This is a genomic window from Streptomonospora halophila, assembly GCF_039542725.1.
In the GTDB taxonomy this organism is placed as follows: Bacteria; Actinomycetota; Actinomycetes; order Streptosporangiales; family Streptosporangiaceae; genus Streptomonospora; species Streptomonospora halophila.
In genome coordinates this window covers 1-25,776 of record NZ_BAABIK010000022.1, presented here as the reverse complement: position 1 = coordinate 25,776, position 25,776 = coordinate 1, and the positions used below count along the sequence as shown (strand labels likewise).

Here is a 25,776-nt window from a genome sequence, read left to right as displayed (position 1 = left end):
GCGGTGATCCGGGCCCGCACAGGCCGACCGCGCCGTCCCGCACGGAAGGAGCGAGGAGCATGGAGTCCGCGGCCTCCGGCACCGACCACCGCAGGCGCCCGCGGCGCCGCGGCGCCGCGCTGCACGACGCGATCGTCCAGGCGGTCGTGGCCGAACTGGCGGAGGTCGGCTACGCGGGACTCACCATGGAGGGCGTCGCCGAACGGGCCCAGGCGAGCAAGGGCTCGCTGTACCGCCGCTGGCCCGGGAAGCTGCAACTGGTGATGGACACCGCCTACCACCTTCTGCCCGAGCCCGCCGACGTCGCCGACACCGGCACCCTGCGCGGCGACCTGCTCGCGATGCTGCGCCTGGTCAACGACAACCTCGCCGGCCCTGCGGGCCAGGCGATGCGCGGAGTGATCAGTGAGGTGCTCCAGGACGACACCCGCGCGGCGCAGGTGCGCGCCCGCGCCCGCGGCACCAGCATCGCCGCTGTTCGCGAGGTGGTCCGGCGCGCCGACGCCCGCGGCGAGATCGACGGCCGGGCGGTGACGGAGCGCCAGCTGGAGACCGGCCACGCCCTGTTGCGCTACCACTTCCTGTCCCACGGCGGCCCCGTCGCCGACGAGGTCGTCACCGGCATCGTGGACGAGGTCCTGCTCCCCCTGTTCCGGGCCCGGTAGCGTCCGCGCGCCCGCCTGGCAGTTCTCGGCGCCGGTCGGCCACGGCTTCGCGCGAGGGCGGCCGGTGCGGCCCGCATACGCCGCTGCGGGACCCGTGTGCCAGGGGTGCGCCGGAACGACCACGACGGCGGACCGATGAGGACCGGTGCGCATCCGGCGCGGCTTCTCCACGGTGAGCGGCGCGCCGCTCCCGCCGACGGCGGCCACCGCCCCGTGGTGGTGGGGGGCGCGGTTTGTGCTCGTGCCGGGCCTATCACCGGCGCGGGCGCTGCGGGCCCCCCTTTGTGGACGGGCGGGGGCGTCTCGCCTTTCTTCGCTTGTTGGGGGCACTGCTGCGAATTCCCTGCACGGTGGTGGCGGCACGGTTCGCCGGGTCGGCGGTGTCGCCGCGGGGCGGCTGTTCTTCTCTGTGGCGTGTCACCAGGTGACGGGCACCGTGGCGGGGCCGCCGTCGGTCTGGCCGCGGACCCAGACCAGCTCCTCTACCGCGGCTCCCAGCCGGAGGCCGGGCAGGCGCCGGGCGAGGGAGGCCAGCGCCGCCCCCAGCTCAATCCGGGCCGGAGCCGCACCGAGGCAGTGGTGCGGCCCGCGGCCGAAGGACAGGTGCGGGCTCGCGGACCGCCGCTCCGGCAGGAAGCGGTCCGGGTCGGGGAAGTGCGCCGGATCGCGGTTGGCCGCCTCCATCCGCACCAGGACCGCGTCACCCGCCGCGATCGGGACGCCGTCCAGTTCGAGGTCGGTGTGGGCCCAGCGCGGGAACGGCTCGGCGATCACTCCGGCCTCCAGGCGCAGGATTTCCTCCACGACGGCGGCCACCTCCTCGGCGCCGGCATCGGCGAGCCCGGCCAGCAGCCCCTCGGTGAGGAGCTGGATCACGCCGACGGAGACGGCGTTGCGGGTCGTCTGGTAGCCCGCGGCGACGAGCGTGGTGGCCATCGCGGTGAGCTCGTCGCCGCTGAGCCGGCCGTCGTCGGCGTCGCGTACTGAGATCAGGGCGCTGAGCAGGTCGTCTCCGAGAGCCTCGCGTTTGGCGGCGACCAGCCCGGAGGCGTAGCCGGTGAGGTCGTCCCACGCCTTCATCGCCGCGGCCGCCTGCTCCTCGTCGTCCAGGGAGAAGAAGTCCACGGAGCCGGCCGCCTCGGCCAGCGCGCTGAAGCGCTCGCGCTCCCCGATCTCCACGCCGACCAGTTCGCCGATCACCGCCAGCGACAGCGGGGATGCCAGTCCCGCGACGAGGTCCGCGGGCGGGCCGGCGTCGGCGAACGCGTCGACGTGCGCGGCGGCCAGCTCCTCGATGCGCGGACGCACGGCCGCGACGCTGCGGGGCGTGAAGGCCTTGGCGACCAGTCGGCGCAGGCGGGTGTGGGCATCGCCGTCCTGGAACAGCGTGTCGTTTCCGGGTTCGGCGGCGCCGGACGGGGTCATCCCCAGCCGCGGGTCGGCCAGCGCCGCGGCCACGGCCTCGTAGGAGGTGACCAGCCACGCGCGCCGCCCGTCGGGGGCGGTCACCCGCGCGACGGGCTCGCTGCGGCGCAGCTCGGCGTAGGCGGGCGGCGGGTCCAGCGGGCGGGGCCGGTCGAAGGGCAGCCTGCGGTCGGTGTCGGACATGGCAAAAGCCTCTCTGGTGACGGCACGGGTGATGGGCGGGCGCGCTCGGCGATGCCGCGGCACCGACGCACGCGTTGGGGATTCAGGCGCCGGTCCCCGGCGGGGCGCGGCGCACGGGAGGTGGGCCGGCCGGGGCCTGCCGCGAGCGGCGGCGGGAGGCTCCGGCCCGCGCCCCGAGGACCGCAGGAGGCGTCCCGCGCACGGTTCGCGGGATCACACCCGCTCCCGCAGCAGGACCACGACCTGCCGGAACACCTCGGCCTGGGCGGCGGGCAGCTCACGCGAGAGCGCGTCCAGCCACCGGCCGTGCTCGCTGTCGTCGAGGCTCGCGACCATGGCCGAGGCCAGCTCGCCGGGCAGATGGGCGGCCAGGTCGCGGGCGAGCGCGGCGACGCGGGGGTCGTCGGTGTCGGCCTCGGCGATCTCGTCCAGCCGCGTGTAGATCGCACGCGTCCGCTCGGCCGCCTCGGGCTCGGTGAGCAGGCGGAACAGGTCACCGAGCGCGGCCCGGTCGGCGGGGTCGGCGCCGGTGTCGACGACCCCCAGGAACCCGCGGTCGAACTCGGCGAAGTCCGAACCGCTCGCGGGCAGCCCGCGCAGCACCTCCGCCATCCGGGGCGACACCGCGGAGTCCGGACCCAGGTCCGCCTCCTGCAGCAGCTCCGCCAGCCGCTCCCGCTTGGCCGCGATCGCCCGCTGCTGGCGCGCCAGGTCGGCGTCCAGCTCCGCGAGCACCTCCCGCAGCTCACGGCCGCGGTCGTCGGCCAGGACGTCGCGGATCTCGTCCAGGGACAGGCCCAACTCGGTCAGGCGGCGGATGCGGGCGAGGGCGATCGCGTCGCGCAGGCGGTACTCCCGGTAGCCGTTGGACAGCCGCTCGGGCTCGGGAAGGATTCCCTGGTGGTGGTAGTGCCGCACGGTCCGGGTGGACACCCCGACCAGCGCGGCGAGCTCGCCGATTCGCATGCGTCCATTAGAGGCGTTGACGCCGCGTCAAGGTCAACGCGCGACGCGGCCGGGGGAGGGAGGCGGGCGCGCCGCCGCCCCGCGGCGGTCGGCAGCGCCTGCCGGCCGCCGGGCATGAGCTAGGCGGGAGAACCGGATGGACGCCCGCCCGCGGGTGCGGCAGGCTCGGCGGATGGTCTCTCCCGAGGTGCCCGCCCCGTACCGCCGTCTCGACTTCAACGGCCCGCTCTCCGGCGAGCGCGCCGGCCGGTTGATCCGCTCGCTTGGCCCCCTGGCCGGCTGCCGGGTTGTCGACCTCGGCTGCGGGTGGGCGGAGCTGCTGCTGCGTACGCTGGAGGCCGAGCCCGCGGCTACAGGGGCGGGGGTCGACCTCGACACGGACCTCGTCGCACGCGGCCGGGCCGACGCCGCGGCCCGCGGCCTGGCCGACCGCGTCGAGCTGACCGTAGGCGACGCGGCGGTGTGGACCGGCCCGCCGGCGGATGCGGTGTTCAACGTCGGCGCCGCCCACGTGTGGGGCGGCGAGCCCGAGGCCCACACGGGCAACGCGCTCGCCGCGGTCAGCCGACTGCTGCGGCCCGGCGGGCGGCTGCTGTTCGGCGAGTGCTTCTGGCTGCGGGAGCCGACCGCCGCCGAGCTGTCGGCGATGCCGGTCCCGCCGGGCCAGTACCGTACGCTGCCCGACCTGGTGGACCTCGCCCTCGCGCACGGGTTCCGGCTGCTCGCGCTCTGTCAGGCGAGCCTGGACGAGTGGGACGACTTCGAGTCCGGCCATGCGCGCAGGTGGGAGGACTGGCTCGGGGAGAACCCCGCCTCACCCGACGCGAGCGAGGTCCGGGAGAAGGCGGACTCCCACCTCAGGGCCCGGCTGCACGGCATGCGCGAGACGGTGGGGTTCGCCTACCTCACCCTCGTGCGGGTCTAGGTTCTGTTTTTTGAACGGGTGAGGTCGCGCAGCCAGATTCGGATCGTGGCGAGCTGGATCGTGCCGTCATAGAGCGCGGCCCGCTGTCGCACCTGGTCGCCACCGCATAATTCTGCTTGAGCAGGTTGATCGCCCGCTCCACAGTGTTGCGGCCGCGGTAGGCCCGCCGGCCGAAGGCAGGGGGCCTGCCGCCCGCCGAGCCTTTGCGCCTGCGGTGGGCCCGCTGGTCGCGTTGATGATGCGGCGGTGGTCGGCCCATTGGCCGCCTTTGGGCGCATCTGGGGGCATGAGCGGGGCCAGCAGGGCCCACTCGGCATCGGTGAGCTCGAAACGACCGGACGCGGCCATCGAGTGTGCCAGTGCGGGCCCTGCTTCGCCGCCGATTCCGAAGGACAGTGCCTAAGTCGCGGACGGGCCGGGCGCGGAAGGGGTGGTGGCCAGCTCGGCCGATGCCGATGCACGGCCGCCGACCAGAAAATCTACATCGTAAAGGCGATGGTTCCGCACTCGGGTGAACCCAGACGCGATGCGGTCGCGGATCACCCGCACCTGCATTTCGACATCCCCCACCTCCACAAGGCCGTGTCCGATGAACGCCTTGACGAGAGCGCGGTCGGGGTCCGCGCAGAGCACCGGTTTGGCATCGGCTGAAGAGGTCTCCCGTCGGCGGCTCGGGGGCTGATCCGGACTCCGGCCGGGCCGCGACCGCTACGGGGTCAGCACGATCCTGCCGAACACCTCGCCGGCGTCCATCTTCCGATGCGCCGACACGGCCTCCTCCAGCGGCATCAGCTCGTGCACCCAGGTGTGCAGCTCGCCGCGTGCAGCCTCGGCGAACTGCTCGCCGCGCACCGCCTCCCTTTGGGCCGCGGGCACGGTGTCGGCGCTGAAGGTGGCGAACGACATCGACTTGCGGAACGCCGCCATCATCTCCGCGCCGAAGTCCGCCGGCGGCTGCCCGCCGACGATGCCCACGGCCACCAGCCGGCCGTTCGGGTTGAGCCGGGAGAAGAGGGCGGGCATGTCCGCGCCGGCTACGATGTCGAAGACGACGTCGTAGCCCGCGGGTGCGTCCTCGCCGCCTTCGCCGGAGCGGTTCAGCACGTGCGTCGCGCCGAGCTTGCGCAGGCGTTCGCCGCGCTCGGCCGAGGAGGTCGTCACCGCCACTGCGCCGGCTCCGCCGCGCGCCGCCAGTTGGACCGCCATGATCCCGATGCTGCCGGCCGCACCGCGCACCAGTACCGACTCGCCCGCGGCGAAGCGGGCGCGGGCCAGCCCGAAGTGCGCCACCACCCCGGACCCGCCGAGGGCCACCGCGTCGGCGGCCTGCAGCTTCGCGGGCAGGGGAAAAATCCGCTCGACCGGCACGACCGCCCGCTCGACGTAGCCGCCGCCCAGCCCGGTGAACGCCCACACCCGCCGGCCGACCCACGCCGCGTCGACGCCGTCGCCGACCGCCGCCACCGTGCCCGCCACCTCGCTGCCGGGGATGTGGCCTTCGGAGAGCCCGTGGGAAGCCACCGTGCCGCGCCGAACGAGGGCGTCGACTCCGCCGACGCCGATCGCCTCGACGGCGACCAGCACCTCCCCGGCGGCGGCCGCCGGGTCGGGGAGCTCGACGACCGCCAGGCCTTCGGGGGCTCCGAACTCCTGGATCGCGATTGCCTTCAATACCGTCTCCTTGCCCTGGAACCGGAACCGGAACCGGCACCGGCCGCGCGCAGCGCCCGGTGCCGGATTGCGGGGCCGTCGCGCTCCGACGGGCGCACGGCGTCCACGCCCCCGGACGTTAGTGGACGCCCCCGTCCGGTTGGCTAAAATGAGAGCCGTGGCCGACCCTTTGCCTCACAAACTGCGCTCCGACGCCCGGGACAACCGCGAACGCATACTCGACGCGGCCCGCGGACTGTTCGCCGCCGAAGGGCTGGACGTGCCGATGCGCAAGGTCGCCCGGCGTGCCGGGGTCGGCCCCGCAACGCTGTACCGCCGCTTCCCGACCAAGCGGGACCTTGTCGTGGCGGCCTTCGCGGAGCAGATGCGCGCCTGCTACGTCGTCGCCGAGGAAGCACTCGCCGACCCGGACCCCTGGCGCGGCTTCTGCCGCGTGGTCGAGGAGGTCTGCGAGATGCACGCGCACGGCCGGGGCTTCACCGACGCCTTCATGACGGCGTTCCCCGACGCGATGGACTTCGCCGGCGACCGCGAACGCGCGCTGAGGTCGATCGCCGAGCTGGCCCGCCGCGCCAAGGACGCCGGCCTCCTGCGCCGCGACTTCGTGCTGGACGACCTGGTCCTCGTGCTCATGGCCAACCGGGGCGTCCACGCCGCTTCGGCCGCCGGGCGGGTCGCGGCCTCCCGCCGCTTCGCCGCGCTCGCGATCGAGGCGTTCCGCGCCTCCCCTGATCACGCGCCGCTGCCGCCGGCGACCCGGTTGGCGCCCGCGCCGCCCCGCGCGTAGGCCGGTTCGCCAGGTGTCGTCCCGCGATCGCGCGCCCGGATGTCGATCCCGCGGTGTGGGCCGCGGCCCATAGCGCAGGGCGAGCCTGGCGAACCGGATGGCCGGCGTGCGATCGCCCCGGTGCGACTGATCACCGGAGACCTCGCCTGTGCGCGGCCCGTATGCCGGGCAGTCCCCGATCGACCGGGGCTTCTCGGACCGGGCCTCGCCGCAGCCGCCCGGGAGCGTCCGTCGCGCCTCAGGGGAGTGCCGGGTCGGCTCGGCGGGCACTCCGGGTCCGGTCGGCGGGGCGGTCGTTCCTGCGCCGACGCCCTTTGTGCTGTGCGGCCCTATTTCGGTCGTCGTACTCGGGTCGAAAAGAGGGGTTGACGTGGACCGGGTTCAACTTTAGTGTCATATGTCGCGATGCGAATTAGGAATTTCGCAATACGAAATACAGATAATCCCCGATATCTGGTCGCCCTCCATTCGCCGGCCACTTAGCGCTGCCCTGCCTTCGGTCGATTCCCCCATCTCGCCTCCCGGGGCCACGGGGCGCCGTCCCGTCCGCCGGCCCCCGCATTCCCCCGATTTCGGGCTCTGATCCGCGCGCCTAAGACCAGTCAACCGACGCGGTGCTAACACCGCTCGGCTCCCCGAGAGGACTGGACAGTTGGAAGAAGCGATCACGGACCGGCCGGTCGTCGCTCTGGTCGGATTCGTCGCCGTAATCGTCGTTCTGCTTTTCCTTATCGCCCGGTACAAATGGCACGTGTTCGCCGCGCTCCTGGTGCCGATCGTGCTGCTGGGTTTCGCGCCCACCATCGACCGGACCGTCTTCATCGAGGCGTTCGAGAAGGGGTTCGGCAGCACCATCCAGTCGATCGCGGTCGTCATCGTCCTCGGGACCCTGATCGCCGAAGCCCTTCGCAACACCGGCGCCGTCGAGCGCATCACGCGCTCCATGCTGCGCCTGGTGGGCAAGCGCAACATGTCGCTGGCGCTCACCCTCGCCGGCTTCGTCATCGGGCTGGCGGTCTTCTCCGACGTCGGCTACGTCATCCTGAACCCGCTGGTCCACGTGGCCGCGCTGGAGACCGGCGTCACCATGAGCGCCATGGCCACCGGCCTGGTCGGCGCCATGCAGCTGACCCACGCCGTCGTGCCGCCGACGCCGGGGCCGCTGGCCGCGGCGGCGGTGGTCGAGGCCGACATCGGGGTGATCATCCTGTACGGGTCCGTGGTCACCCTCTTCGGCTCGCTCATGGGGTGGCTGTACGCGCGCCTGGTCGGCCCGCGCATCACCTCGCCTCCGTCCGAGGAGTACCGCGGCCGGGGGATCGACGCCGACAGCGAGCGGCGGCTACCCCCGCTCGGCTGGTCCTACGCCCCCATCCTGGTCCCCCTGGCGCTGATCGGCGGGAGCAGCGCCGCCGACTTCGCGCTGTCGGAGGACAACCCGGTCCACGGCCTGGCCGTGTTCCTGGGCTGGCCCGTCTTCGCCCTCGGCGTCGGCGTCGTGCTCGCCTATGTGCTGGCGTGGCGGTCCGGCAACATCGAGGACTCCCGCACGCTGCGCGAGACCTGGGTGGAGAACGCCCTCAAGGGGTCGGCGATGATCATCATGGTCACCGGTCTGGGCGGTGCGCTCAGCGAGCTGCTGCAGGCCACACCGACGGTCGACGTCATCGCCGAGAACACGCTGGACCTCGGTATCCCCTCGATCCTGCTGCCGTTCATCCTGGGCGTCCTCGCCAACGTGATCACCGGCTCGACCACGGTCGGCGTGATCACCGCGTCCTCCCTCACCGCGCCGATGCTGCCCACGCTCGGCCTGTCGCCGGAGGCGGCCATGCTCTCCGCCGCGAGCGGGTCGGTGATCATCAAGTACTTCAACTCCAGCTACTTCTGGGTCTGCACGACGCTGTCGGGCATGTCCCTGCGCGCCGCGCTGCTCTCCTACGGGGGCGTGACCCTGGTCGGAGGGGCCTCGTCCATGGTGGCCGTGGTGATCCTCTGGAGCCTCGGGCTGATCTGAGGCGCCACCGGGCGCCCGGGGCACGGCCTGTGCCCCGGGCGCCCCGCCGGTCGCGCCGGGGCGCTACCCGGAGGTGTCGGCCAGATACTCCGCCGCGGCCGTGACGCCGCCGGGGCGGTGGGCCGTGCCGGTCAGCCGCAGCCCCGCCTCGATCGCGCCCAGCGTGCCGAGCAGCCCCGGCTCGTTGAGGTGGCCCAGGTGGCCGATGCGGAAGACGCGGCCCCGCAGCCTGCCCAGCCCGGCGCCGAGCGAGACGTCGAAGCGCTCCAGGATCGCCGCGCGGAGCTTGTCGGCGTCGTCCCCCTCGGGCATCGCCACCGCGGTGAGGACCGGGCTGTACTCCTCGGGCACCCGGCACACCAGCTCCAGGTCCCACGCCTCGACAGCGGCGCGGGTGGCCGCCGCGAGCCGGCGGTGCCGGGCGAAGACCTGTTCCAGGCCCTCCTCGTGCAGCATCGCCACGGCCTCGCGCAGCCCGTAGAGCAGGTTGGTCGCCGGCGTGTAGGGGAAGTAGCCCCCGGCGTTGGACTCCAGCATCGGCGCCCAGTTCCAGTAGGAGCGGGCGAACCCGGCCGACTCCGACGCCCGCCGGGCCTTGGCGCTGATGCCGTGGAAGGACAGCCCCGGCGGCAGCATCAGGCCCTTCTGCGAGGAGCCGATCGTGACGTCGGCGCCCCACTCGTCGTGCCGGTAGTCCACCGACCCCAGCGAGGAGATGGTGTCGACGAGCAGCAGCGCGGGGTGCCCGGCGCGGTCCATGGCCGCGCGGACCTCGGGGATCCGGCTGACGACCCCGGTGGAGGTCTCGCTGTGGACCACGGCGACGGCCGTGATCCGGTGGCCGGGGTCGGCGCTCAGCCGCTCCTCGACCACCGCCGGGTCGACGCCGCTGCGCCAGTCGCCGGGGACGAACTCGACGTCGAGCCCGAGGTCGCGCGCGAGGTTCGCCCACAGGGTGCCGAACTGGCCGGACTCGAACATCAGGACCCGGTCGCCCGGCGAGAGGGTGTTCACCAGGGCCGCCTCCCACGCCCCCGTGCCGGAGGACGGGTAGATGACGGCGTCGGCCCCGGTTTTCAGCACCGACTTCAGCTTGTCCAGGGCGTCGAGCCCGAGGTCGGCGAACTCCGGGCCGCGGTGGTCGATGGTCGGGTAGCTGATGGCGCGCAGCACCCGGTCGGGGACGTTCGTAGGTCCCGGGATCTGCAGGAAATGACGGCCGCTTGACATGCCCCTCCATTTTTCCGCGTTCCGGAATTTACTTACCGAATTGTGGAATCGTGGTTTTCGCTGTCCGTTCTTCAGGCAACGGAGCTTTCCGAAACCTGGCGTCAGTGTACGTTCGTGGTTTCGCATTACAAACTCTTGATATCGCCATATGGAAGTGCCTAGGGTCGAGGCGCCCCTCTCTCCGGAGCGTGGAAGGTGGAGTGCTGCCGTGGCCGAAACCCCGGAAACGATGACGCCGGAACGCGGAAACAGCGATGATCTCGAAGCGGAACTGCGCCGGGCCGTCAGCGGGGAGGTGCGGTTCGACGCCTACACGCGCCACATGTACGCCACCGACGCCAGCATGTACCAGATCACCCCGGTCGGCGTGGTCGCGCCCCGCGACGCCGACGACGTCGCCGCCGTCGTGGAGACCGCCCGCCGGTTCGCGACACCGGTACTGCCCAGGGGTGCGGGCACCAGCCACTGCGGGCAGACCGTGGGCGAGGCGGTGGTGCTCGACTTCTCCCGCCACATGAACCGGGTCCTGGAGATCAGCCCCGAGCAGCGCCGGGCCCGCGTGCAGCCCGGACTCGTCCAGGACGAGCTGAACGCCGCGGCCGCCCCGCACGGCATGTTCTTCGCCCCCGACACCTCGACCGGCAACCGCGCGACCCTCGGCGGGATGATCGGCAACAACTCCTGCGGGTCCCGCTCCGCCGCCTACGGCATGACGATCGACCACGTGCACACCCTCGACGCGGTCCTGGCCGACGGCGCACGCGTGCGCCTGGGCCCCGCCGCGGCGGGCGTCGTCGAGGCCAAGGCGGCGCAGAGCGACCTCGAAGGACGCATCTACCGCGAGCTTCCCGCACTCGCCGAACGCAGCCGGGCGGCCGTCGACGCCTGCCCGCAGACCTTCTGGCGCCGAGCGGGGGGCTACCGCCTGGACCGGCTGGCCCGCGGGCCCTTCGACCTCGCCGCGTTCACCGCGGGCTCGGAGGGGACGCTCTCGGTGGTCACCGAGGCGGAGGTCGCGCTGACTCCCAAACCCTCCGCAACGGTCATGGTGATCGGGCACTTCGCCTCCACCGCCGAGGCCATCGCGGCCACCGACGACGCCATGGCCGCGGGCGGCGCCGCCATCGAGCTGGTGGACGGCTTCATCCTGGACCTGTCCCGAAGGTCGCCCGAGCACCGCCATCTGGCCGCCCGGCTGGAGGGGGAGCCCGCCGCGCTGCTGTTCGTGGAGTTCTACGCCGACGAGGCCGCCGAAGCCGACGCGGGCGCGGTGCGGCTGGAGACGCTGTGGCGCGCCGGCGGGCACGGCTACGCCGTGGTCCGCGCCGCGACGGCCGAGCAGCAGAAGCCGTTCCGGGCCCTGCGCAAGGCCGGGCTCGGCCTGCTGATGGCGGCCGGCCGGCCCGAGGAGCGCTCAATCGCCTTCGTGGAGGACACGGCGGTGCCCCCGGAGCACCTGGCCGAGTACACCGCCCGCTTCGCCGAGATCCTCGACCGCCACGGGCTGCGCGCGGGCTTCTACGGGCACGCGTCGGCCGGATGCCTGCACGTGCGCCCGTTCATGGACCTCAGCCGGCCCGAGCAGGTGGTCACGATGCGCGCGGTCGCCGAGGAGGTCTGCGACCTGGCCCTGTCCTACGGCGGGGTGAACTCCAGCGAGCACGGCGACGGGCTGGCGCGCAGCGAGTTCAACGAGCGGATCTTCGGTCCCGAGCTCTACCAGGCGATGCGCGAGGCCAAGGCCGCCTTCGACCCCGACCGCCTGCTCAACCCCGGCAAGATCGTGGACGCTCCCGCGATGACGGAGAACCTCCGCACGCCGAACCTGCCCACCGCGGTCGACGTGCCGACGCGCTTCGACTTCAGCGGGCACGGCGGCATGCGCGGCGCGGCCGACCGGTGCATGCGCATCGGGGCCTGCCGCAAGCCCGCCGGGTCGGGCGGCACCATGTGCCCCTCGTTCATGGCCACGCGCGACGAGGAGCACTCGACCCGCGGGCGCGCGAACGCCCTGGTCAAGGCGCTGTCAGAGCCCGACCCCCGCGCCGCGCTGGCCGGCGAGCGCCTCCACGAGGTCCTGGACCTGTGCCTGGAGTGCAAGGCGTGCAAGAACGAGTGCCCGATGTCGGTCGACATGGCCGCGTTCAAGAGCGAGTCGCTGGCTGCTTACCACAGCGAGCACGGGACACCGCTGCGGACGCGGGTCTTCGGCATGATCCGCCGGCTCAACTCCTGGGGCTCCGCGGCCGCCCCGCTGTCGAACCTGCCCGGGCGGATCACGCCCCTGCGTGCGCTCATGCACCGCCTCCTGGGCATCGACCGCCGCCGGCCGCTGCCGGCGTTCCGGCGCGACAACCTTATCCGCTGGTTCCGGCGCCGGGACCAGCGCCGGCCCCGGCGCAGTGCCGCGGCCGTGCGGACCGCCGGCGAGGCGGTCTTCCTCGCCGACTCCTTCACCAGCTTCACCGAGCCGCACATCGGAAAGGCGGCCGTGGAGCTGCTGGAGGCGGCGGGCTGGCGGGTCCGGATGGAGCCGGACCTGTGCTGCGGCCGCGCGCAGATCTCCAAGGGCCTGCTCGACGACGCGAAGAGGACGGCGGCCGGCCTCGTCGACCGGCTCGCCGGCGACGCCGGTCGGGGCGCCGTCGTCGTCGGCTGCGAGCCCTCGTGCGTGGCCACCCTCCACGACGAGCACGGCCGGCTCGTGGGAGGAGGCCGCGCCGCCGCCGTCGGCGCCCAGGCACGCCTGGTGGAGGACCTGCTCGCCGACGCGCTCGACGACGGGCGCCTGCGGATAAGTGAGGCGAAGGGCGACGGAGGCGACGGGGCGCCCGCTGAGCTGCTGTTCCACGGGCACTGCCACCAGAAGGCGGCGTTCGGCACCGACGCGAGCATGCGCCTGCTGCGGCACCTGCCCGGCGCGGCGGTGCGCGAACTCGACGCCGGCTGCTGCGGAATGGCGGGGTCCTTCGGGTTCGAGGCCGAGCACTACGACCTGTCCATGTCCATCGGCGCACAGCGCCTCTTCCCGGCTATCGACGCCGCTCCCCGGGCGGAGGTCTGCGCGACCGGGGTCTCCTGCCGCCAGCAGATCGCCCACGGCACCGGCCGCCGGGCGCGCCACCCGGTGGAGCTGCTGCACGAGGCGGTCTTCGGGCCGCGCACCGGCGCAGCCCGCGAGGCGGGTGCGGAGAGGTGACGCGGGCGCACCGCCGGAGCCCGCTCGGCCTTCGCCGGCCCGCATGAGGCCCGCCGCGCGCACAGCCGGGGGCGCCGCGGCCGGGACGGGGCGGCGGCCGGGTTGGCGGCCGAGGCGGGCCCTGGCACTATGGGGAAACGGAACCTGACTCCGAGAATGGCCGGGGGAGTCGTTCCGGGTGTCGTGTTCGGCCGAGGCGGGAGCGGCGCGGTGAACGACAGCGACCAGGGCGCGGTGCGCGCCGCGCGGCCCAAGCGGGCCGACGCCCGGCGCAACGAGAAGACGCTGCTCGACGCGGCCGCCGCGGTCTTCGTCGCCTCGGGCGTGGACGCCCCGGTCCGCGACATCGCGGCCAAGGCCGGTGTCGGGGTCGGCACGATCTACCGGCACTTCCCGACCCGCGCGGACCTCATCATCGCCGTCTACCGGCACCAGGTCGAGGCCTGCGCCGAGGCGGGGCCGACGCTGCTGGAGACGAGCGCGACGCCCTACGAGGCGCTCCGGCGGTGGATCGACCTCTTCGTCGACTTCCTGGTCACCAAGCACGGACTGGCCGCCGTCCTGCAGTCCGACGACGCGGGATTCGACGCGCTGCACTCCTATTTCCTCGACCGCCTCGTGCCGGTGTGCGGCCGGCTGCTCGACGCCGCCGCGGAATCCGGCGAGATCCGGCCCGACCTGGAGGCCTACGGGCTCATGCGGGGCGTCGGCAACCTCTGCATCGGCGCCGACCACGACCCCCGCTACGACGCGCGCCGCCTCGTGGGACTCCTCGTCGAGGGACTGCGCCGACCGGACTGACCGCTCCGGGGCCCGGCCGCGCGCCGCACCGGGCGCTTCGCGTCCGGTCCCGGCCTGCGCGGGGGCCGAGCGCCCGCCGGGCGGTGCCCGGTGCGACCCCCGGGCTGCGCCCGGCCGCGCCACCCGGCGACGCGACCGCCGCCATCGGGGCGCGGGTGCGCCCTGCGCTGATCGCGCCGCGCCTCCGGTGAACGGCTCGGGGGCGCTCGACGGGCCCGTGCGCGCCGGGGCCGTGCTCCGCTGCCGCGCCCGACGGCCGCCGCGCCTGCTCTGCCTGCTCTCCGAGACGGTGAGCGGGCTGAACGCGCAAGAACGGAAGCCATGCTCAGCCCCGGTCGCGAGCGTGCGCGCCGCACGGCACGGACGTGCCCTGCGACTCGCGGGAGCCGCCGGCGCGAGAGCGCCCGTGGCGGACGGGGGAGCGCGGGCGGCGCCGTGCAGGCCGCACCGCTTAACCCGCCGCGGTCCGCCCGCCGCCCGCGTCCCTAGACCCGTTCAGCAGCGCCGGTCCGCGGCGGCCGCGCCGCGGGGTTGGACGCCGGGATGCCGCAATCGCTAGCATCGGAGGCGCCGCCGCACTGACGATCAATGTTCAAAGTGTCAGTGCGTGCAGGACGTCAGGGTGTGGCGACGGCCGACCGCCGCGATCCGCACCGACCCGCTCGCCGGAGGAAGCACACCATGTCGGAGATCCTCTTCGTGATGACCGGAGTCGACCACTGGACGCTGGCCGACGGGACCCGCCACCCCACCGGCTTCTGGGCCGAGGAGGCCGTCGCCCCGTACGAGGCCTTCACGGCGGCCGGGCACCGGATCACCGTCGCCACCCCGGGCGGGGTCGTCCCGACCGTGGACCGGGGCAGCCTCGCACCCGGGGCCAACGGCGGCCAGGAGGGCGCCGACCGAATGAGCGCCGCCCTTGAGGCCATGACCGAGCTCCGGCACCCGATCAAGCTGGAGGAAGCGGACCTCGCCGACTACGACGCGGTCTACTACCCCGGCGGCCACGGCCCGATGGAGGACCTGGCGGTCGACGCCGACTCCGGTGCGCTGCTCACGCACGCGCTGGAGAGCGGCAAGCCGCTCGGCGTGGTCTGCCACGGCCCCGCCGCGCTGCTCGCCGCGACGGGGGCCGACGGCTCCAACGCCTTCGCCGGCTACGAGGTCGCCGCGTTCACCGACGAGGAGGAGCGCCAAGGCGGCCTCGCCGACAAGGCCCGGTGGCTCCTGCAGGACCGGCTGACCCGGGCCGGTGTGCGGGTGCGCGAGGGCGAGCCCTGGGCGCCGAACGTGGTGGTCGACCGCACGCTGGTGACCGGCCAGAACCCGGCCTCCTCGGCTCCGCTCGCCCGAGAGATGCTCGACAGGCTGGCCTGAGCCGATGGGCACCGACCGGCTCGACGAGGTCCTCGACGCCGCCTACACCTGTCTGACCAGGTACGGCGCGCGGCGCACCACGATGGACGACATCGCCTCGCAGATGGGCGTGTCCCGGTCGGCGGTCTACCAGTACGTCCGGGGCAAGGACGAGGCCTTCCGGCTGCTGGCCGAACGCCTCCATCAGGAGGCGCTCGGCCGGGCCCGGGACGCGGCGGCCGACGCCGGCGCGCCGGCGGCCGAGCGCATCCGGGGCGTGCTGGCCGCCAAGCTCGACCTGGCGTTCCGGGTCGGCGGGGCCTCGCCGCACACCGCCGAACTGCTGGACGAGCGGAACCGGCTGTTCGGAGGGATCTGCGGCACGTTCTCCGCCTCGCTGCACGACCTGCTCACCGACCTGTTCACGCGCGCCGGCACCGTCGAGGGGGTCCCGCCAGATCAGGCGGCCCGGATGTGCCTGGCGCTGGCCGCCGGCCTGGAGACCGCGCGCGAGGGCGAGGCCCTGGTGGGGCCGGCGACCGCCGCCCTCGTCGGCGGCCTGCTCGACGAGCGCCGCGCGCCGCGCTGAGCCCTCTCCGCGCCGAGGCCCCTCAGCCGCCCTCCGCCTCGCGGCGGATGCGCTCGAACTGCGCGCCCATGGCCTCGGCCAGCGCCTGTGCCCCCGACAGCGGGCGGACCATGACCCTGAGGTCGTCGATCCGGCCGTCCTCGTCGACGTGCAGGAAGTCGCAGCCCTCGACCCTCGTGTCGCCGACCCTGGCGGTGAACAGCAGGGCGAGGTCGCGGCCGTCGGCGTCCGCGATCTCGCGCACGTAGCGGAAGTCCTCGAACACGCGCGCCGCACCGCGCAGAATCGCGGCGGTGATCGCCCTGCCCGAGTAGGGCTTGAAGGCGACCGGACTGGTGAAGACGACGTCCTCGGCCAGCATCGCCTCGATCGCCTGGTGGTCGTCGGCCTCGACGGCCCTGCGGAACGCGTGCATGCCGCCTCCGTTGTGCGTGGTCGGACAGGTGCGGGGGATTCGGCCGCTTCGGAACGGCGGTAGCCGGCCGGCGTTCAGCGGCCGCCGTCGGCGGGCAGCGGCAGCAGGCCGGGACGTTTTGCGCTGCGGCCGTCGCCCGACGAGCGCCCGCGCAGCCGGCGCAGCAGCCAGGGGCCGAGGAAGGCCGCCGCCCAGGCCGCTTCGGCCCCGGCGCGCCGCCACGGCTCCAGGGCGGGCAGCGGCGGCAGCGGATCGGCCCAGGAGCCGTCGCTGCCCGGGACGCCGAGCGCGTGCGCGGTCGCCGCCGCGATACGGGCGTGGCCCAGCGGCGCGGCGTGGATGCGGTCGGCGCTCCACAGCCGCGGGTCGGTGGTGACCGGGTAGGGGAAGGTGTCGACCAGCACGGCGCCGCGGCGGTCGGCCATGGTGCGGAGGCGGTCGTTGAAGTCCAGCACGCGGGGACGCAGGTGCCGCACCAGAGGGGCGAGGCTGCTGACGTCGGGGAAGGTGAAGGTGACCGCGGTCGCGCCCGAGTCGGTGAACGCGGCCAGCATCGCGTCCAGCTCCGCGGCGGTGGCGGCCGCGTCGTAGCCCGGCCGGACCAGGTCGTTCATGCCCGCCATGACCGTGACCAGGTCTGGCGCGAGCGCGAGCGCGGGAGCGGTCTGCTCGGCCCGGACGCCTGCGGCCCGCCGCCCGCGGACGGCGAGGTTGGCGTAGGTGAACCCGGGTTCCTGCGCGGCGAGCGCTTCGGCGAGGCGGTCGGCCCAGCCCCGGTAGCCGGTCGTCTCGTCGCCGTCGTTGAGGCCCTCGGTCTGGCTGTCGCCGACCGCGACGTATCTGCGGTATCCGCGGTATCCCATCCGGGCAGCCCCTCAGTCCTGCTCGGCGCGGGTGCCGGCGGTGGAGGGGGTGCGGCGCCCGAGCACGTCCAGCACCCGTTCGCCCCAGCGCGGGTACTCCCGCTCGAACTCCGGGCCCCGCCGGAGAGTCAGGTGGGGGCCCACGCGCTCGGCGCGGGCCAGGTGGTCCTCCTCGCTGCGGCCGCCCGGAAGCCGGATGCGCAGCCGCTCGTAGCGGGTGATCTTCCCCCGTGCCCACACCATGCGCTCGGCGGCCGCCTCCCGTACGGCCCCGACGTCGCCGGTGTCCACCGCCGGCACCTGGACCAGGAGCTCCTCGCGGACGGCGCCGGGACGCGGCGGGGCGGAGGTGAACGCGTACAGGGCGCGCCGCCCGGATGCGGTGAGGGAGAACAGCCGCTTGTCGGGACGCTTCTCCTGCTCGACCGTGCGCGCCTGGAGCAGGCCCTCGGCAGCCATCCGCTCCAGTTCCCGACAGAGCCGCTGGGGCGTGGCCATCCAGAAGTCGGCCACCGAGGCGTCGAAGCTCCTGGCCAGGTCGTAGCCGGACGCCTCCCCCTCGAGCAGGGCGGCCATCGCCGCGTTGCGAAGTGCCATGGGCCGATACTAAACGGGTTGGTTAGTCACATGCGCGAGTACTTCCCCCTGCATCGCGCGCCGAGGGGCGGCCCCGTCCCCGAAGGAGTGTTCAGGGCCGTTCCCCGGGGGCCTCGGGCGCGGGGCGGGCCGGGCGGGCGGGGCGGCGTGCCGACGTCGCGTGGTCGAACAGGGCGGCCAGTTCGTCGGCGTAGCCGGAGAGGTCGAGGTCGGGCTCGGACTGCAGCAGGAACGGGATGCCGTCGACGGCGCGCTGCACCGTCGCGGCCATGACGAAGGTGTCGAACTCCCGGAACAGGCCGGCCCGCTGGCCGCGGCCGAGCATGTCCTCGATGGCGCCGAGCACGCCGCGCTCGGTGCCGGCGTTGTAGGTGCGTTCGGCGCCGGGGTCGTCCTGGAGGTGGATGAGCAGCAGCGCCCGCATCTCGGTCCGGTGGGCGTCGACGAACTCCACGACCGCGCGGATGTAGGTGAGCAGTTCGCCGCGCGGGTCGGCGGCGCCGGCTATGCGGTCGGCGACGTGGGCCCCGATCATCCCGTGGACGTGCAGGACCGCGGCCCGCAGCAGCTCCCGCCGGTGCGCGAAGTGGTACGAGATCAGCCGCGTACTGCTGAGCCCGCCCCGCTCGGCGATCCGGGCGAAGGTGGCCTGCTGGAGTCCCAGCGCGGCGATGGTCTCGATCGTCGCCGCGACGATCTGGCGGCGGCGCTCCTCAGGCGGCAGCCGCCGGTTCGCACGCTCGGGCATCTCCCCCCCACTTCCCTCGGCGGCGCGGTCGCCGAAGTATCCTCCCAGCGGCTCAGCGGGTACATTGGCGTCCCACGCTTATTACTTAGTTGAGTAACAACTGTACGGAGGAGAGCCGTGGAGAACACGGGGGACCCGCCGGACGCCGACCGCAGCCCCGGTCGCGGCAGGCTCAAGGCGGCATGGGCACTGGTGGTCCTGGCGCCGCTCAGCGCGGAGGTGACCTTCAGCGGCGTCGGCATGCCCCTGCTCTGGGTCATCCTTCCGCTGCTGGTGCCGATGTACGGCGCGGGCGTGCTGCTGATCCGGGAGCTGGTGGCGCGCGCGGGCGCCGGCTGGCCCGGCCTGCTGGTGATGGGCGCGGCCTACGAACTGGTGGAGGACGGGATCGGCCTTCAGGCGCTGACCAGCCCGAACCTCTACAACGCCGCGGAATGGGGCCCGCGGGTGCTCGGCTTCAACACGACGTACTGGGAGAGCCAGCTCGGCTACCACATGGTCTTCAGCGTCCTCGTCCCCGTCGTGCTGACCGACCTGCTGTTCCCGCGGTTCGCGGGCCGGCCGCTGCTGCGCCGGGGCGGGCTGATCGGCGCCGGGGCCGCGGCGGTCGCCGGGGTCGCGCTGCTGCGCCTCCTCATCGCCGGGGTGGAGGACCCGGGATACCAGGTACCGCTGCCGGTGCTCGCCGGACTGCTGCTCGCCGTGGCCGCCCTCGCGGTGATCGCACTGCGCATCGTCCCGCGCTTGGGGCGGGGGCGTCCCGGCACGGTGCCGCCGACCGAGACGGGCCCTGCGCGTGCCCCCGGCCTCGTCGCGGCGTGCCTGCTGCCGGGTGCGGCCGTACTCGTCTTCCTCGGGTTGCTGGTGCCGCCGGGGCATCCGCCGACCGGCCCGGCCGTCGGCGGCGGGTGGGTGGTGGCGGCCATGGCCGGCGCCGCCGCTCTGGCGGTCGCCGCGGCTTGGCGTATCGCCACCTGGACGGGGACTGCGGGCTTCACCCATCGGCACCGGGTGGCCGTGATCGGCGGCGCACTGGTGGGCCACACGCTGTTCGTCGTCCTCAGCGCCCTGGTTTTCGAGGAGGGCACCGGCGCGGTGTTCCCCGCCGCCGTCGGGACGGCGGTGATGGCCGCGACCGCAGCCGCACTCATCTGGCTCGCCCGCCACCCCCGCCACCTTCGCCACCGCGCCGAAGCGGCCTGAAGCGCCGCGCGCCGCGACCGAGGCGGGCCGCCCCTCTGCTTCGGGGCGTCGGCTGCGCCTGCCGGTTGCGCGGGGACGGCGTCCGGACCGCGTATGGCGCCGAGACGGCGGTCGGCGGGCTCGATCCGGGCGCCGGCGCCCCCTCAGGGCGCCGCGTCGGAGGGGGCGCCGGCGCGGTGGTCGGAGGTGTCGCCGTACTCCTGCTGCAGGGCTTCGAGCCTGGCGGTCAGCTCTGCCGCGACACCGGCGTAGGCCGGTTCGGCGTAGCGGTTGCGCAGCTCGTCGGGGTCCTCCTCCAGGTCGAACAGCTCCCACTCGGGTTCGCGGCGCTCCTCGGCGGCGCCCGGCCGGCCCGAGCCGTGGCCGGGATAGTGGATCAGCTTGTGCGTGCGGGTGCGGACCCCATAGCACGCCGCGACGTTGTGGTTCACGTCCAGGTGCTCGAAGTAGCGGTAGTAGACGGCGTCGCGCCAGTCGCCGGGCCGCTCTCCGCGCAGCAGCGGGGCCAGGCTGCGGCCCTGCATCCGCGGGTGCGGTCCGACTCCGGCCAGGTCCAGGATCGTGGGGGCGTAGTCGACGTTGGCGACCAGGTCGCCGCGGCTGCTGCCCGCGGGGGTGACGCCCGGGTGGCGCACGACCAGCGGGATCCGCAGCGCGGGCTCGTACATGAACCGCTTGTCGAACCATCCGTGCTCACCCAGGAAGAAGCCGTGGTCGGAGGTGTAGACGACCACGGTGTCCTCGGCGAGCCCGGCGACGTCCAGGTAGTGCAGGACCCGCCCGACGTTCTCGTCCAGGGCGGCGACCACGCGCAGGTAGTCCTTGATGTAGCGCTGGTAGCGCCACTCGAACTCCGCGTCCTCGGTGAGCCCTTCGGGGACCGGCGCCTTGAGGTCCTCCGCGGTGAGGTCGGACATGCGCATGCGCGCCTCGCGGGCGGCCGAGGCCCGGCCGGAGAGGTCGTCGTGCAGGGTCTCCGGAGCGGGGATGTCCACGTCCGCGTAGAGGCGGCGGTGTCGATCGGCCGGTTCGAACGCCCGGTGGGGCGCCTTGTGCTGGACCAGCAGGCAGAAGGGGCGGTCGGCCTCGCGCCGGTCGAGCCAGGTCAGGTCGAGGTCGGTGATGATGTCGGTGACGTAGCCGGAGTAGGTCCGCTCGCCCGCGGCGGTGAGGAAGGCCGGGTCGCGGTAGCGGCCGTGCTCGGGCAGGACCTCCCAGTAGTCGAAGCCGCGGGGGTCGTGCCCGGGCCCGTGGCCCAGGTGCCACTTGCCGACGATGGCGGTCTGGTAGCCGGCCTGCTGCAGCATCTCGGGAAAGGCGGGCTGGTCGGCGCGGAATCTCTGCCCGGGCTGCTCCAGCGTGGTCATGCCGTGGACGTGGCTGTAGGTGCCGGTGAGCAGCGTCGCCCGTGCGGGCGAGCAGATCGCGTTGGTGCAGAAGGCGTTGTCGAAGCGCATGCCCTCGGCGGCGAGGCGGTCGACGGCGGGTGTCCGGTTGATCGCGCTGCCGTAGGCGCCGATCGCCGGGGCCGCGTGGTCGTCGGTCATGATCACCAGGATGTTGGGGCGTCCGTTCGGCACGCGGTGCTTCCTTCCGGGCGGGGCGAGCCGCGGCGGGTCGGGGGTGGGCGTGGCGCCGGGGGCGCCGCGCGGGGCGCGGGCGCGCAGGTCAAGCCTCTCAAGGGCTTCCGGCCGCGCCCCCGGCGGGCCCGGGCCGCGGGGCCGCGGGCCACCGGACGCCGCGCCGCTGAGCAGCTGAAAGGGCAGTCAGGTATATTTCGCCATAACCGGACATGCGGCCCCGGACCGGGGCCGCGCCGGTGAGGGCCGTGGCCGACGAGCGCCGGATCCGGTGCTCGGGGGCGCCTCCCCTCCGGCTGTCGTAGGAAGGTCGTGTGGAGCGCAAGCACCTCGAGTACTTTCTCGCCATCGCGAGCCACGGGAGTTTCACCGGCGCCGCGAACGCGCTGCGGATCGCGCAGCCGTCGCTGTCCTATGCCATAGGCGTCCTGGAGCGCGAGGTGGGGGCTCCGCTGTTCCGCCGCATCGGCCGGGGCGTGGTGCTGACCCCCGTGGGCGAGGCCCTGCTCAGCCCCGCCCGGCAGGTGCTGCACGACTTCATGCGCGTGCAGACCGCGGCGCAGCGGGTCTCGGGCCTGGTGTCCGGCCGCCTCGACATCGCCGCGGTCACCACCCTGGCCGTCGACCCGCTGGCGGCGTTCGTCGGCGAGTTCCGGAGCCGGCACCCCGGAGTGGAGTTCCGCATCCTGGATGCGGAGAACGCCGCCGCGATCGTCGACTCCGTGCGGCGCGGGCGGTGCGAGGTGGGGCTCACCGCACACGGTGTCGCGACCGCGGGAATGCGGGTGCTCGACCTTCCCCAGCAGGAGGTCCTGGCCGTGCTCCCGCCCTCGGCGGACCGCCCCACGGACCCGATGCCGCTGCAGAAGCTCGCCGAGCTCGACCTCGTCACGACGCCCAGCGGCACCACCACGAGAAGCGCGCTGGACAGCGCGCTGGCGCTGAGCGGGACCCCGCCCCGCATCGCGGTCGAGACCACGCACCGCGCCGCGATCGTCCCCCTGGTGCTGGCGGGCGCCGGCGCGACCCTGCTGCCGCACCGGCTCGCGATGGAGGCGGCCCGCGGCGGTGCCGTGGTCGTCAGCGTCGCACCGCCGCTGGCGCGCCGGGGCCATCTCGTCTGGCCGCCCGAACCCCTCTCGCCCGCCGCGCAGGCCTTCGTCGACCTCGTCTCGGGTTGGGAGCCCGGCGGCGACGAGGGCCCGGGACCGATGGAGGGCGCCCTTCCCGGCTGAGGCGGGCGCCGCGCGGCACGCGCCCTTCCGGCACGGGCCGCGCGGCGCCGCGGCGCCCGTCAGTCGTGGGCCGCCCGGAACCTCTCGCGTCCGCTCTCGCTGTCGACGTCGCTGCACTGGTCGTCGCCGAGGTCGAGGCGCACCCGGTCCAACCGCCCGGTGAACTCGTTGTCGAGGGTCGGGTAGTCGTCCGTCACGGGCGAGGCGCGGTCGACGCCGAGGTCGAAGGTCTCGTCGAAGGCGAAGTAGTAGGGGATCGTGGCGTCCACCCGGCCTTCGGCGGCCTTCTCCCCGTCGACCAGCAGAGTCACGGACCCGCCGCGGCCGACGCCCCCGCCGTCGTAGTCGAACTCCATGCGCACCTCGTGCTCGCCGTGGGAGAGCCGCTCCTGCGCCGACACGGTGTGCACCTGCAGCCCGAAGTAGTTGTAGGCGTAGCGCAGGCATCCCTCGTGGACGTACAGCGACCATCCGCCGAAGCGCCCGCCCTGCGCGACGATCACGCCCTCGCCCCCGCCGGGCGGTGCCTCGACGACCGCCGTGATGGTGTGCGACCGGTTCTTCACGTTGGGCGCGGTCTCCTCCGTGAGCCGCAGCCCCGCGCCCGAGAACGTGACCGTGCTGCGGTCGCCGAACAGGTCGAGCCGGCCCGCCTCGCGCGGGTTCTCCCGTTCCGTCATCCGGTCGTCCAGCGGGAACACGTTGAACCGAGCGGCTTCGACGAGGAACAGCTGCTGCAGCTCGCGCAGCTTGCCGGGGTGCTCCGCCGAGATGTCGCGGGCCTGGGTCCAGTCGACGTTGGTGTCGTAGAGCTCCCACACGTCGTCGTCGAAGTAGCGGCGACCGGACTGCACCATCTCCCACGGCGTGCCGTGCCGGGTGACCGCCATCCACCCGTCGCGGTAGATGCCGCGGTTGCCGACCATCTCGAAGTACTGGATGCGGTGCCGGTCGGGCGCCTGGGCGTCGTTGAAGGTGTAGAGCATGCTGGTGCCCTCGATCGGCTGCTGGCCGATCCCGTCGACCGTGGCGGGGTGCGGGATCCCGGCCGCCTCGAGGACGGTCGGCAGCACGTCGATCACGTGGTGGAACTGGTTGCGCAGCCCGCCGCGCTCGCTGATCCCGTTCGGCCAGTGCACGATCATGCCGTCGCGCGTCCCGCCGAAGTGCGAGGCGACCTGCTTGGTCCACTGGTAGGGGGTGTTCATCGCCAGCGCCCATCCGACGGGGTAGTGGGCGTGCGTCGTCTCGTCGCCGAGCGCGTCGGCGTGGGCGTTGATGAACTCCGCGCTGTCAGGGATCCCGCTGGCGAAGCGGTGCTCGTTGAGCGTGCCGCCCAGGCCGCCCTCGGCCGAGGCCCCGTTGTCGCCGAGGATGTAGATGAACAGCGTGTCGTCCAGGACGCCCTGCTCCTCCAGGGCGTCCATCAGGCGCCCGACCTGGACGTCGGTGTGCTCGGCGAAGCCGGCGTAGAGCTCCATCAGCGAGGCCGCGGACCGGCGCTCCTCGTCGGACAGCTCGTCCCAGTGCGGCACGCCCTCGGCCCACGGCGCCAGTTCGGCGTCCTGGGGCACCACGCCCAGCTCCTTCTGGCGCTGCAGCGTGATCTCGCGCTGGCGGTCCCAGCCGTGGTCGAACCGGCCCCGGTACTTGTCGCGGTACTGCCTGGGCACGTGGTAGGGCGCGTGCGTGGCGCCGAACGGCAGGTAGGTGAAGAACGGGACGTCGGGATTGAGGCTGCGCTGCGTGCCGATCCACTCGATCGCCTGGTCGACGAGGTCCTCGGAGAGGTGGTAGCCGTCCTCCGGCCGCTTCGACGGCTCGATCGGCGAGGTCCCGTCGAAGAGGACCGGGTACCAGTGGTTCATCTCGGCGCACACGAACCCGTAGAACTTCTCGAAGCCCTCGCCGGTGGGCCAGCGGTCGAACGGCCCGGCCGGGCTCACGTCGCGCGCCGGGGTCTGGTGCCACTTGCCGAAGGCACCGGTGTTGTAGCCGTTGGCCCGCAGGGTCTGCGCGATCGTCGCGGCGCTGCGCGGGCGGATGCCGCTGTAGCCCGGCGCCGCGCTGGCCATCTCGGTGGTGACTCCCATGCCGACCGAATGGTGGTTGCGCCCGGTCAGCAGCGCCTGGCGGGTCGGCGAGCAGATCGCGGTGACGTGGAACCGGTTGTAGCGCAGGCCGTTCTCCGCGAGCCGGTCCGCGGTCGGGGTCTCACACGGGCCGCCGAAGGCGCTGGGCGCTCCGAAGCCCATGTCGTCGACGAGGACGAGCACCACGTTGGGCGCTCCGCGGGGCGGGCGCAGCGGTTGGGCCGGCTGGAAGGACGGGTCCTGGTCGCGGGCATCGAGCGAGGTGGCCGGAGCGTGCCGCCCGTCCGCGATCGGCAGGTTGTACCGCTCGGGCTGCGAGCTGCTCATGGGTGTCTCCTTCACGTATCCGCAGGGGATGGTGCGTACCGGTGCTTCGGGCGGTGCGGAGCGCTGAATCGGTTCCTATCCCGCGCATCCGTTCCAGGAGCGAAGAAGTCGCGCACGTGGACGCTTCATGCCATTCCCTGGCGGACGCGGTTCCGGTTTCCACCTCGTTTCCGGGAGCGAAGTGCCGCGCCCCCGTTCTGCCGTCGACGCACGCCTGGCCGGGTTTCCGTGTTGAATGATGGTCGACCCGCGGAGCCGAGTCAACGGGCGGCAGGAAACGAGCGATACCGATAACTGCTCGTACGTATAGAATGATTCTATCTGCGGAGCCGAAACAGCGCGCGGAGCGCACGGCGCCGGGGCGTCGCGGCGCTCCCCGGCGGGCGCCACGCCGACGCCCCCACGCGCCGCCGCCGGCGCGTCGCAACCCGGTGAGCTGCTTCGATGTTCTGCCATCCGCGCCTGTCGAACACCTCGCGCGGGGGTTCGCGGCCCGCTTCCGGCGGCCGGCGCATGCGGCGCCGGAACGCGCCGAACACCGGCGCCTATACCCGCCGCATGGGATTCCCCATCTCCGGACGGCTTGATCCGCCGCACTTCCGCTGGTTGTATACATATTCGGCCGGTGCCGGAGAAAGCAGAAAAAGGCAAGGTTTCGCGGCCGCTTTTCGGGATCCGGGCGCCTGCCGGGCCGGAAGGCCGCGGGCCCCTCCGGGAAAGCCCCGGTCGCGACCGGAAACGGCGGCCGTCCGCCCGCAACCGCTTCCCGCACGCCTGCGGGCGCGACGAGGACGAGACGGGCACAACGCCCGAAAGGAGCTCCACGTGTCTTCAGCGGATTCCGTTTACGACTATGTGGTCGTGGGCGGCGGGACCGCGGGCTCGGTGATCGCCAACCGCC

20 protein-coding genes are annotated in these 25,776 nt (G+C 73.6%); 10 read left to right on the top strand and 10 right to left on the bottom strand.

What is annotated here, in order from left to right; genetic code table 11:
- The first annotated feature begins 59 nt into the window (after positions 1 to 59).
- Entirely contained in the window at positions 60 to 665 is a 606-nt protein-coding gene (locus tag ABEA15_RS18105; protein ID WP_345557743.1) for a TetR/AcrR family transcriptional regulator, read from the top strand.
- A 417-nt stretch (positions 666 to 1,082) separates the two neighbouring features.
- On the opposite strand, the gene ABEA15_RS18100 is transcribed toward ABEA15_RS18105, so the two are convergent.
- Entirely contained in the window at positions 1,083 to 2,273 is a 1,191-nt protein-coding gene (locus ABEA15_RS18100; protein WP_345557741.1) for a cytochrome P450, read from the bottom strand.
- Positions 2,274 to 2,486: 213 nt separating this feature from the next.
- Complete coding sequence (locus ABEA15_RS18095) at positions 2,487 to 3,239, bottom strand: MerR family transcriptional regulator (RefSeq protein WP_345557739.1); 753 nt, start codon at positions 3,237 to 3,239, stop codon at positions 2,487 to 2,489.
- Between the two features lie 172 nt (positions 3,240 to 3,411).
- Between ABEA15_RS18095 and ABEA15_RS18090 the strand changes: the two genes are divergently transcribed.
- Positions 3,412 to 4,164 carry an SAM-dependent methyltransferase gene (locus ABEA15_RS18090; RefSeq protein WP_345557738.1) on the top strand — a complete coding sequence of 251 codons (753 nt, stop codon included), beginning with the start codon at positions 3,412 to 3,414 and terminating at the stop codon, positions 4,162 to 4,164.
- Between the two features lie 708 nt (positions 4,165 to 4,872).
- Here the strand turns inward: ABEA15_RS18090 and ABEA15_RS18080 are convergent.
- Entirely contained in the window at positions 4,873 to 5,835 is a 963-nt protein-coding gene (locus ABEA15_RS18080; protein WP_345557736.1) for a zinc-binding dehydrogenase, read from the bottom strand.
- A 157-nt stretch (positions 5,836 to 5,992) separates the two neighbouring features.
- Here ABEA15_RS18080 and ABEA15_RS18075 point away from each other — a divergent pair, with 157 nt between their 5' ends.
- Positions 5,993 to 6,622, top strand: a complete 630-nt coding sequence (locus ABEA15_RS18075) for a TetR/AcrR family transcriptional regulator (RefSeq protein ID WP_345557734.1) — start codon at positions 5,993 to 5,995, stop codon at positions 6,620 to 6,622.
- Between the two features lie 652 nt (positions 6,623 to 7,274).
- Positions 7,275 to 8,639: a GntP family permease gene (locus ABEA15_RS18070; RefSeq protein ID WP_345557733.1), complete on the top strand. Its 1,365-nt coding sequence runs from the start codon at positions 7,275 to 7,277 to the stop codon at positions 8,637 to 8,639.
- Positions 8,640 to 8,702: 63 nt separating this feature from the next.
- Here ABEA15_RS18070 and ABEA15_RS18065 read toward each other — a convergent pair whose 3' ends face one another.
- Positions 8,703 to 9,869: a pyridoxal-phosphate-dependent aminotransferase family protein gene (locus tag ABEA15_RS18065; RefSeq protein ID WP_344148747.1), complete on the bottom strand. Its 1,167-nt coding sequence runs from the start codon at positions 9,867 to 9,869 to the stop codon at positions 8,703 to 8,705.
- 208 nt (positions 9,870 to 10,077) lie between these two features.
- Here ABEA15_RS18065 and ABEA15_RS18060 point away from each other — a divergent pair, with 208 nt between their 5' ends.
- The 4 genes from ABEA15_RS18060 to ABEA15_RS18045 all read left to right on the top strand — a co-directional run bounded on the left by ABEA15_RS18060 (position 10,078) and on the right by ABEA15_RS18045 (position 15,814).
- Positions 10,078 to 13,068: an FAD-binding and (Fe-S)-binding domain-containing protein gene (locus tag ABEA15_RS18060; RefSeq protein WP_345557731.1), complete on the top strand. Its 2,991-nt coding sequence runs from the start codon at positions 10,078 to 10,080 to the stop codon at positions 13,066 to 13,068.
- Between the two features lie 156 nt (positions 13,069 to 13,224).
- Entirely contained in the window at positions 13,225 to 13,869 is a 645-nt protein-coding gene (locus ABEA15_RS18055) for a TetR/AcrR family transcriptional regulator (protein WP_386699008.1), read from the top strand.
- A gap of 681 nt (positions 13,870 to 14,550) precedes the next feature.
- A complete protein-coding gene (locus ABEA15_RS18050) occupies positions 14,551 to 15,246 on the top strand; it encodes a type 1 glutamine amidotransferase domain-containing protein (protein ID WP_345557729.1) in 696 nt (231 codons plus the stop codon).
- 4 nt (positions 15,247 to 15,250) lie between these two features.
- On the top strand, positions 15,251 to 15,814 hold the full coding sequence (locus tag ABEA15_RS18045; RefSeq protein WP_344148735.1) for a TetR/AcrR family transcriptional regulator: 564 nt from the start codon (positions 15,251 to 15,253) through the stop codon (positions 15,812 to 15,814).
- Between the two features lie 22 nt (positions 15,815 to 15,836).
- On the opposite strand, the gene ABEA15_RS18040 is transcribed toward ABEA15_RS18045, so the two are convergent.
- From ABEA15_RS18040 to ABEA15_RS18025, 4 genes are all read right to left on the bottom strand, one after another.
- A complete protein-coding gene (locus ABEA15_RS18040) occupies positions 15,837 to 16,229 on the bottom strand; it encodes a nuclear transport factor 2 family protein (protein WP_345557727.1) in 393 nt (130 codons plus the stop codon).
- Between the two features lie 74 nt (positions 16,230 to 16,303).
- Positions 16,304 to 17,092, bottom strand: coding sequence for an SGNH/GDSL hydrolase family protein (locus ABEA15_RS18035; protein WP_345557725.1), 789 nt, complete (start codon positions 17,090 to 17,092; stop codon positions 16,304 to 16,306).
- A 12-nt stretch (positions 17,093 to 17,104) separates the two neighbouring features.
- Positions 17,105 to 17,689: a PadR family transcriptional regulator gene (locus ABEA15_RS18030; RefSeq protein ID WP_345557723.1), complete on the bottom strand. Its 585-nt coding sequence runs from the start codon at positions 17,687 to 17,689 to the stop codon at positions 17,105 to 17,107.
- Positions 17,690 to 17,780: 91 nt separating this feature from the next.
- Positions 17,781 to 18,437, bottom strand: coding sequence for a TetR/AcrR family transcriptional regulator (locus ABEA15_RS18025; protein ID WP_345557721.1), 657 nt, complete (start codon positions 18,435 to 18,437; stop codon positions 17,781 to 17,783).
- A 117-nt stretch (positions 18,438 to 18,554) separates the two neighbouring features.
- On the opposite strand from ABEA15_RS18025, the gene ABEA15_RS18020 reads away from it, so the two are divergent.
- The gene (locus ABEA15_RS18020) at positions 18,555 to 19,640 is read left to right on the top strand and encodes a hypothetical protein (protein ID WP_345557719.1); all 1,086 of its coding nucleotides are present in this window, start codon (positions 18,555 to 18,557) and stop codon (positions 19,638 to 19,640) included.
- Positions 19,641 to 19,783: 143 nt separating this feature from the next.
- On the opposite strand, the gene ABEA15_RS18015 is transcribed toward ABEA15_RS18020, so the two are convergent.
- Positions 19,784 to 21,220: a sulfatase family protein gene (locus ABEA15_RS18015; RefSeq protein WP_345557717.1), complete on the bottom strand. Its 1,437-nt coding sequence runs from the start codon at positions 21,218 to 21,220 to the stop codon at positions 19,784 to 19,786.
- Positions 21,221 to 21,534: 314 nt separating this feature from the next.
- On the opposite strand from ABEA15_RS18015, the gene ABEA15_RS18010 reads away from it, so the two are divergent.
- Positions 21,535 to 22,455, top strand: a complete 921-nt coding sequence (locus ABEA15_RS18010; protein ID WP_345557715.1) for a LysR family transcriptional regulator — start codon at positions 21,535 to 21,537, stop codon at positions 22,453 to 22,455.
- Positions 22,456 to 22,514: 59 nt separating this feature from the next.
- Here the strand turns inward: ABEA15_RS18010 and ABEA15_RS18005 are convergent, their stop codons facing one another.
- Positions 22,515 to 24,875, bottom strand: coding sequence for an arylsulfatase (locus tag ABEA15_RS18005; protein WP_345557713.1), 2,361 nt, complete (start codon positions 24,873 to 24,875; stop codon positions 22,515 to 22,517).
- Between the last annotated feature and the right edge of the window lie 901 nt (positions 24,876 to 25,776).

Bases quoted from the DNA above. Each gene is read 5' to 3' on its own strand.
- ABEA15_RS18035 (WP_345557725.1), bottom strand. From the start codon at position 17,092: ATGGGATACCGCGGATACCGCAGATACGTCGCGGTCGGCGACAGCCAG.
- ABEA15_RS18030 (WP_345557723.1), bottom strand. From the start codon at position 17,689: ATGGCACTTCGCAACGCGGCGATGGCCGCCCTGCTCGAGGGGGAGGCG.
- ABEA15_RS18045 (WP_344148735.1), top strand. From the start codon at position 15,251: ATGGGCACCGACCGGCTCGACGAGGTCCTCGACGCCGCCTACACCTGT.
- ABEA15_RS18100 (WP_345557741.1), bottom strand. From the start codon at position 2,273: ATGTCCGACACCGACCGCAGGCTGCCCTTCGACCGGCCCCGCCCGCTG.
- ABEA15_RS18065 (WP_344148747.1), bottom strand. From the start codon at position 9,869: ATGTCAAGCGGCCGTCATTTCCTGCAGATCCCGGGACCTACGAACGTC.
- ABEA15_RS18055 (WP_386699008.1), top strand. From the start codon at position 13,225: ATGGCCGGGGGAGTCGTTCCGGGTGTCGTGTTCGGCCGAGGCGGGAGC.
- ABEA15_RS18090 (WP_345557738.1), top strand. From the start codon at position 3,412: ATGGTCTCTCCCGAGGTGCCCGCCCCGTACCGCCGTCTCGACTTCAAC.
- ABEA15_RS18025 (WP_345557721.1), bottom strand. From the start codon at position 18,437: ATGCCCGAGCGTGCGAACCGGCGGCTGCCGCCTGAGGAGCGCCGCCGC.
- ABEA15_RS18050 (WP_345557729.1), top strand. From the start codon at position 14,551: ATGTCGGAGATCCTCTTCGTGATGACCGGAGTCGACCACTGGACGCTG.
- ABEA15_RS18040 (WP_345557727.1), bottom strand. From the start codon at position 16,229: ATGCACGCGTTCCGCAGGGCCGTCGAGGCCGACGACCACCAGGCGATC.
- ABEA15_RS18105 (WP_345557743.1), top strand. From the start codon at position 60: ATGGAGTCCGCGGCCTCCGGCACCGACCACCGCAGGCGCCCGCGGCGC.
- ABEA15_RS18005 (WP_345557713.1), bottom strand. From the start codon at position 24,875: ATGAGCAGCTCGCAGCCCGAGCGGTACAACCTGCCGATCGCGGACGGG.
- ABEA15_RS18095 (WP_345557739.1), bottom strand. From the start codon at position 3,239: ATGCGAATCGGCGAGCTCGCCGCGCTGGTCGGGGTGTCCACCCGGACC.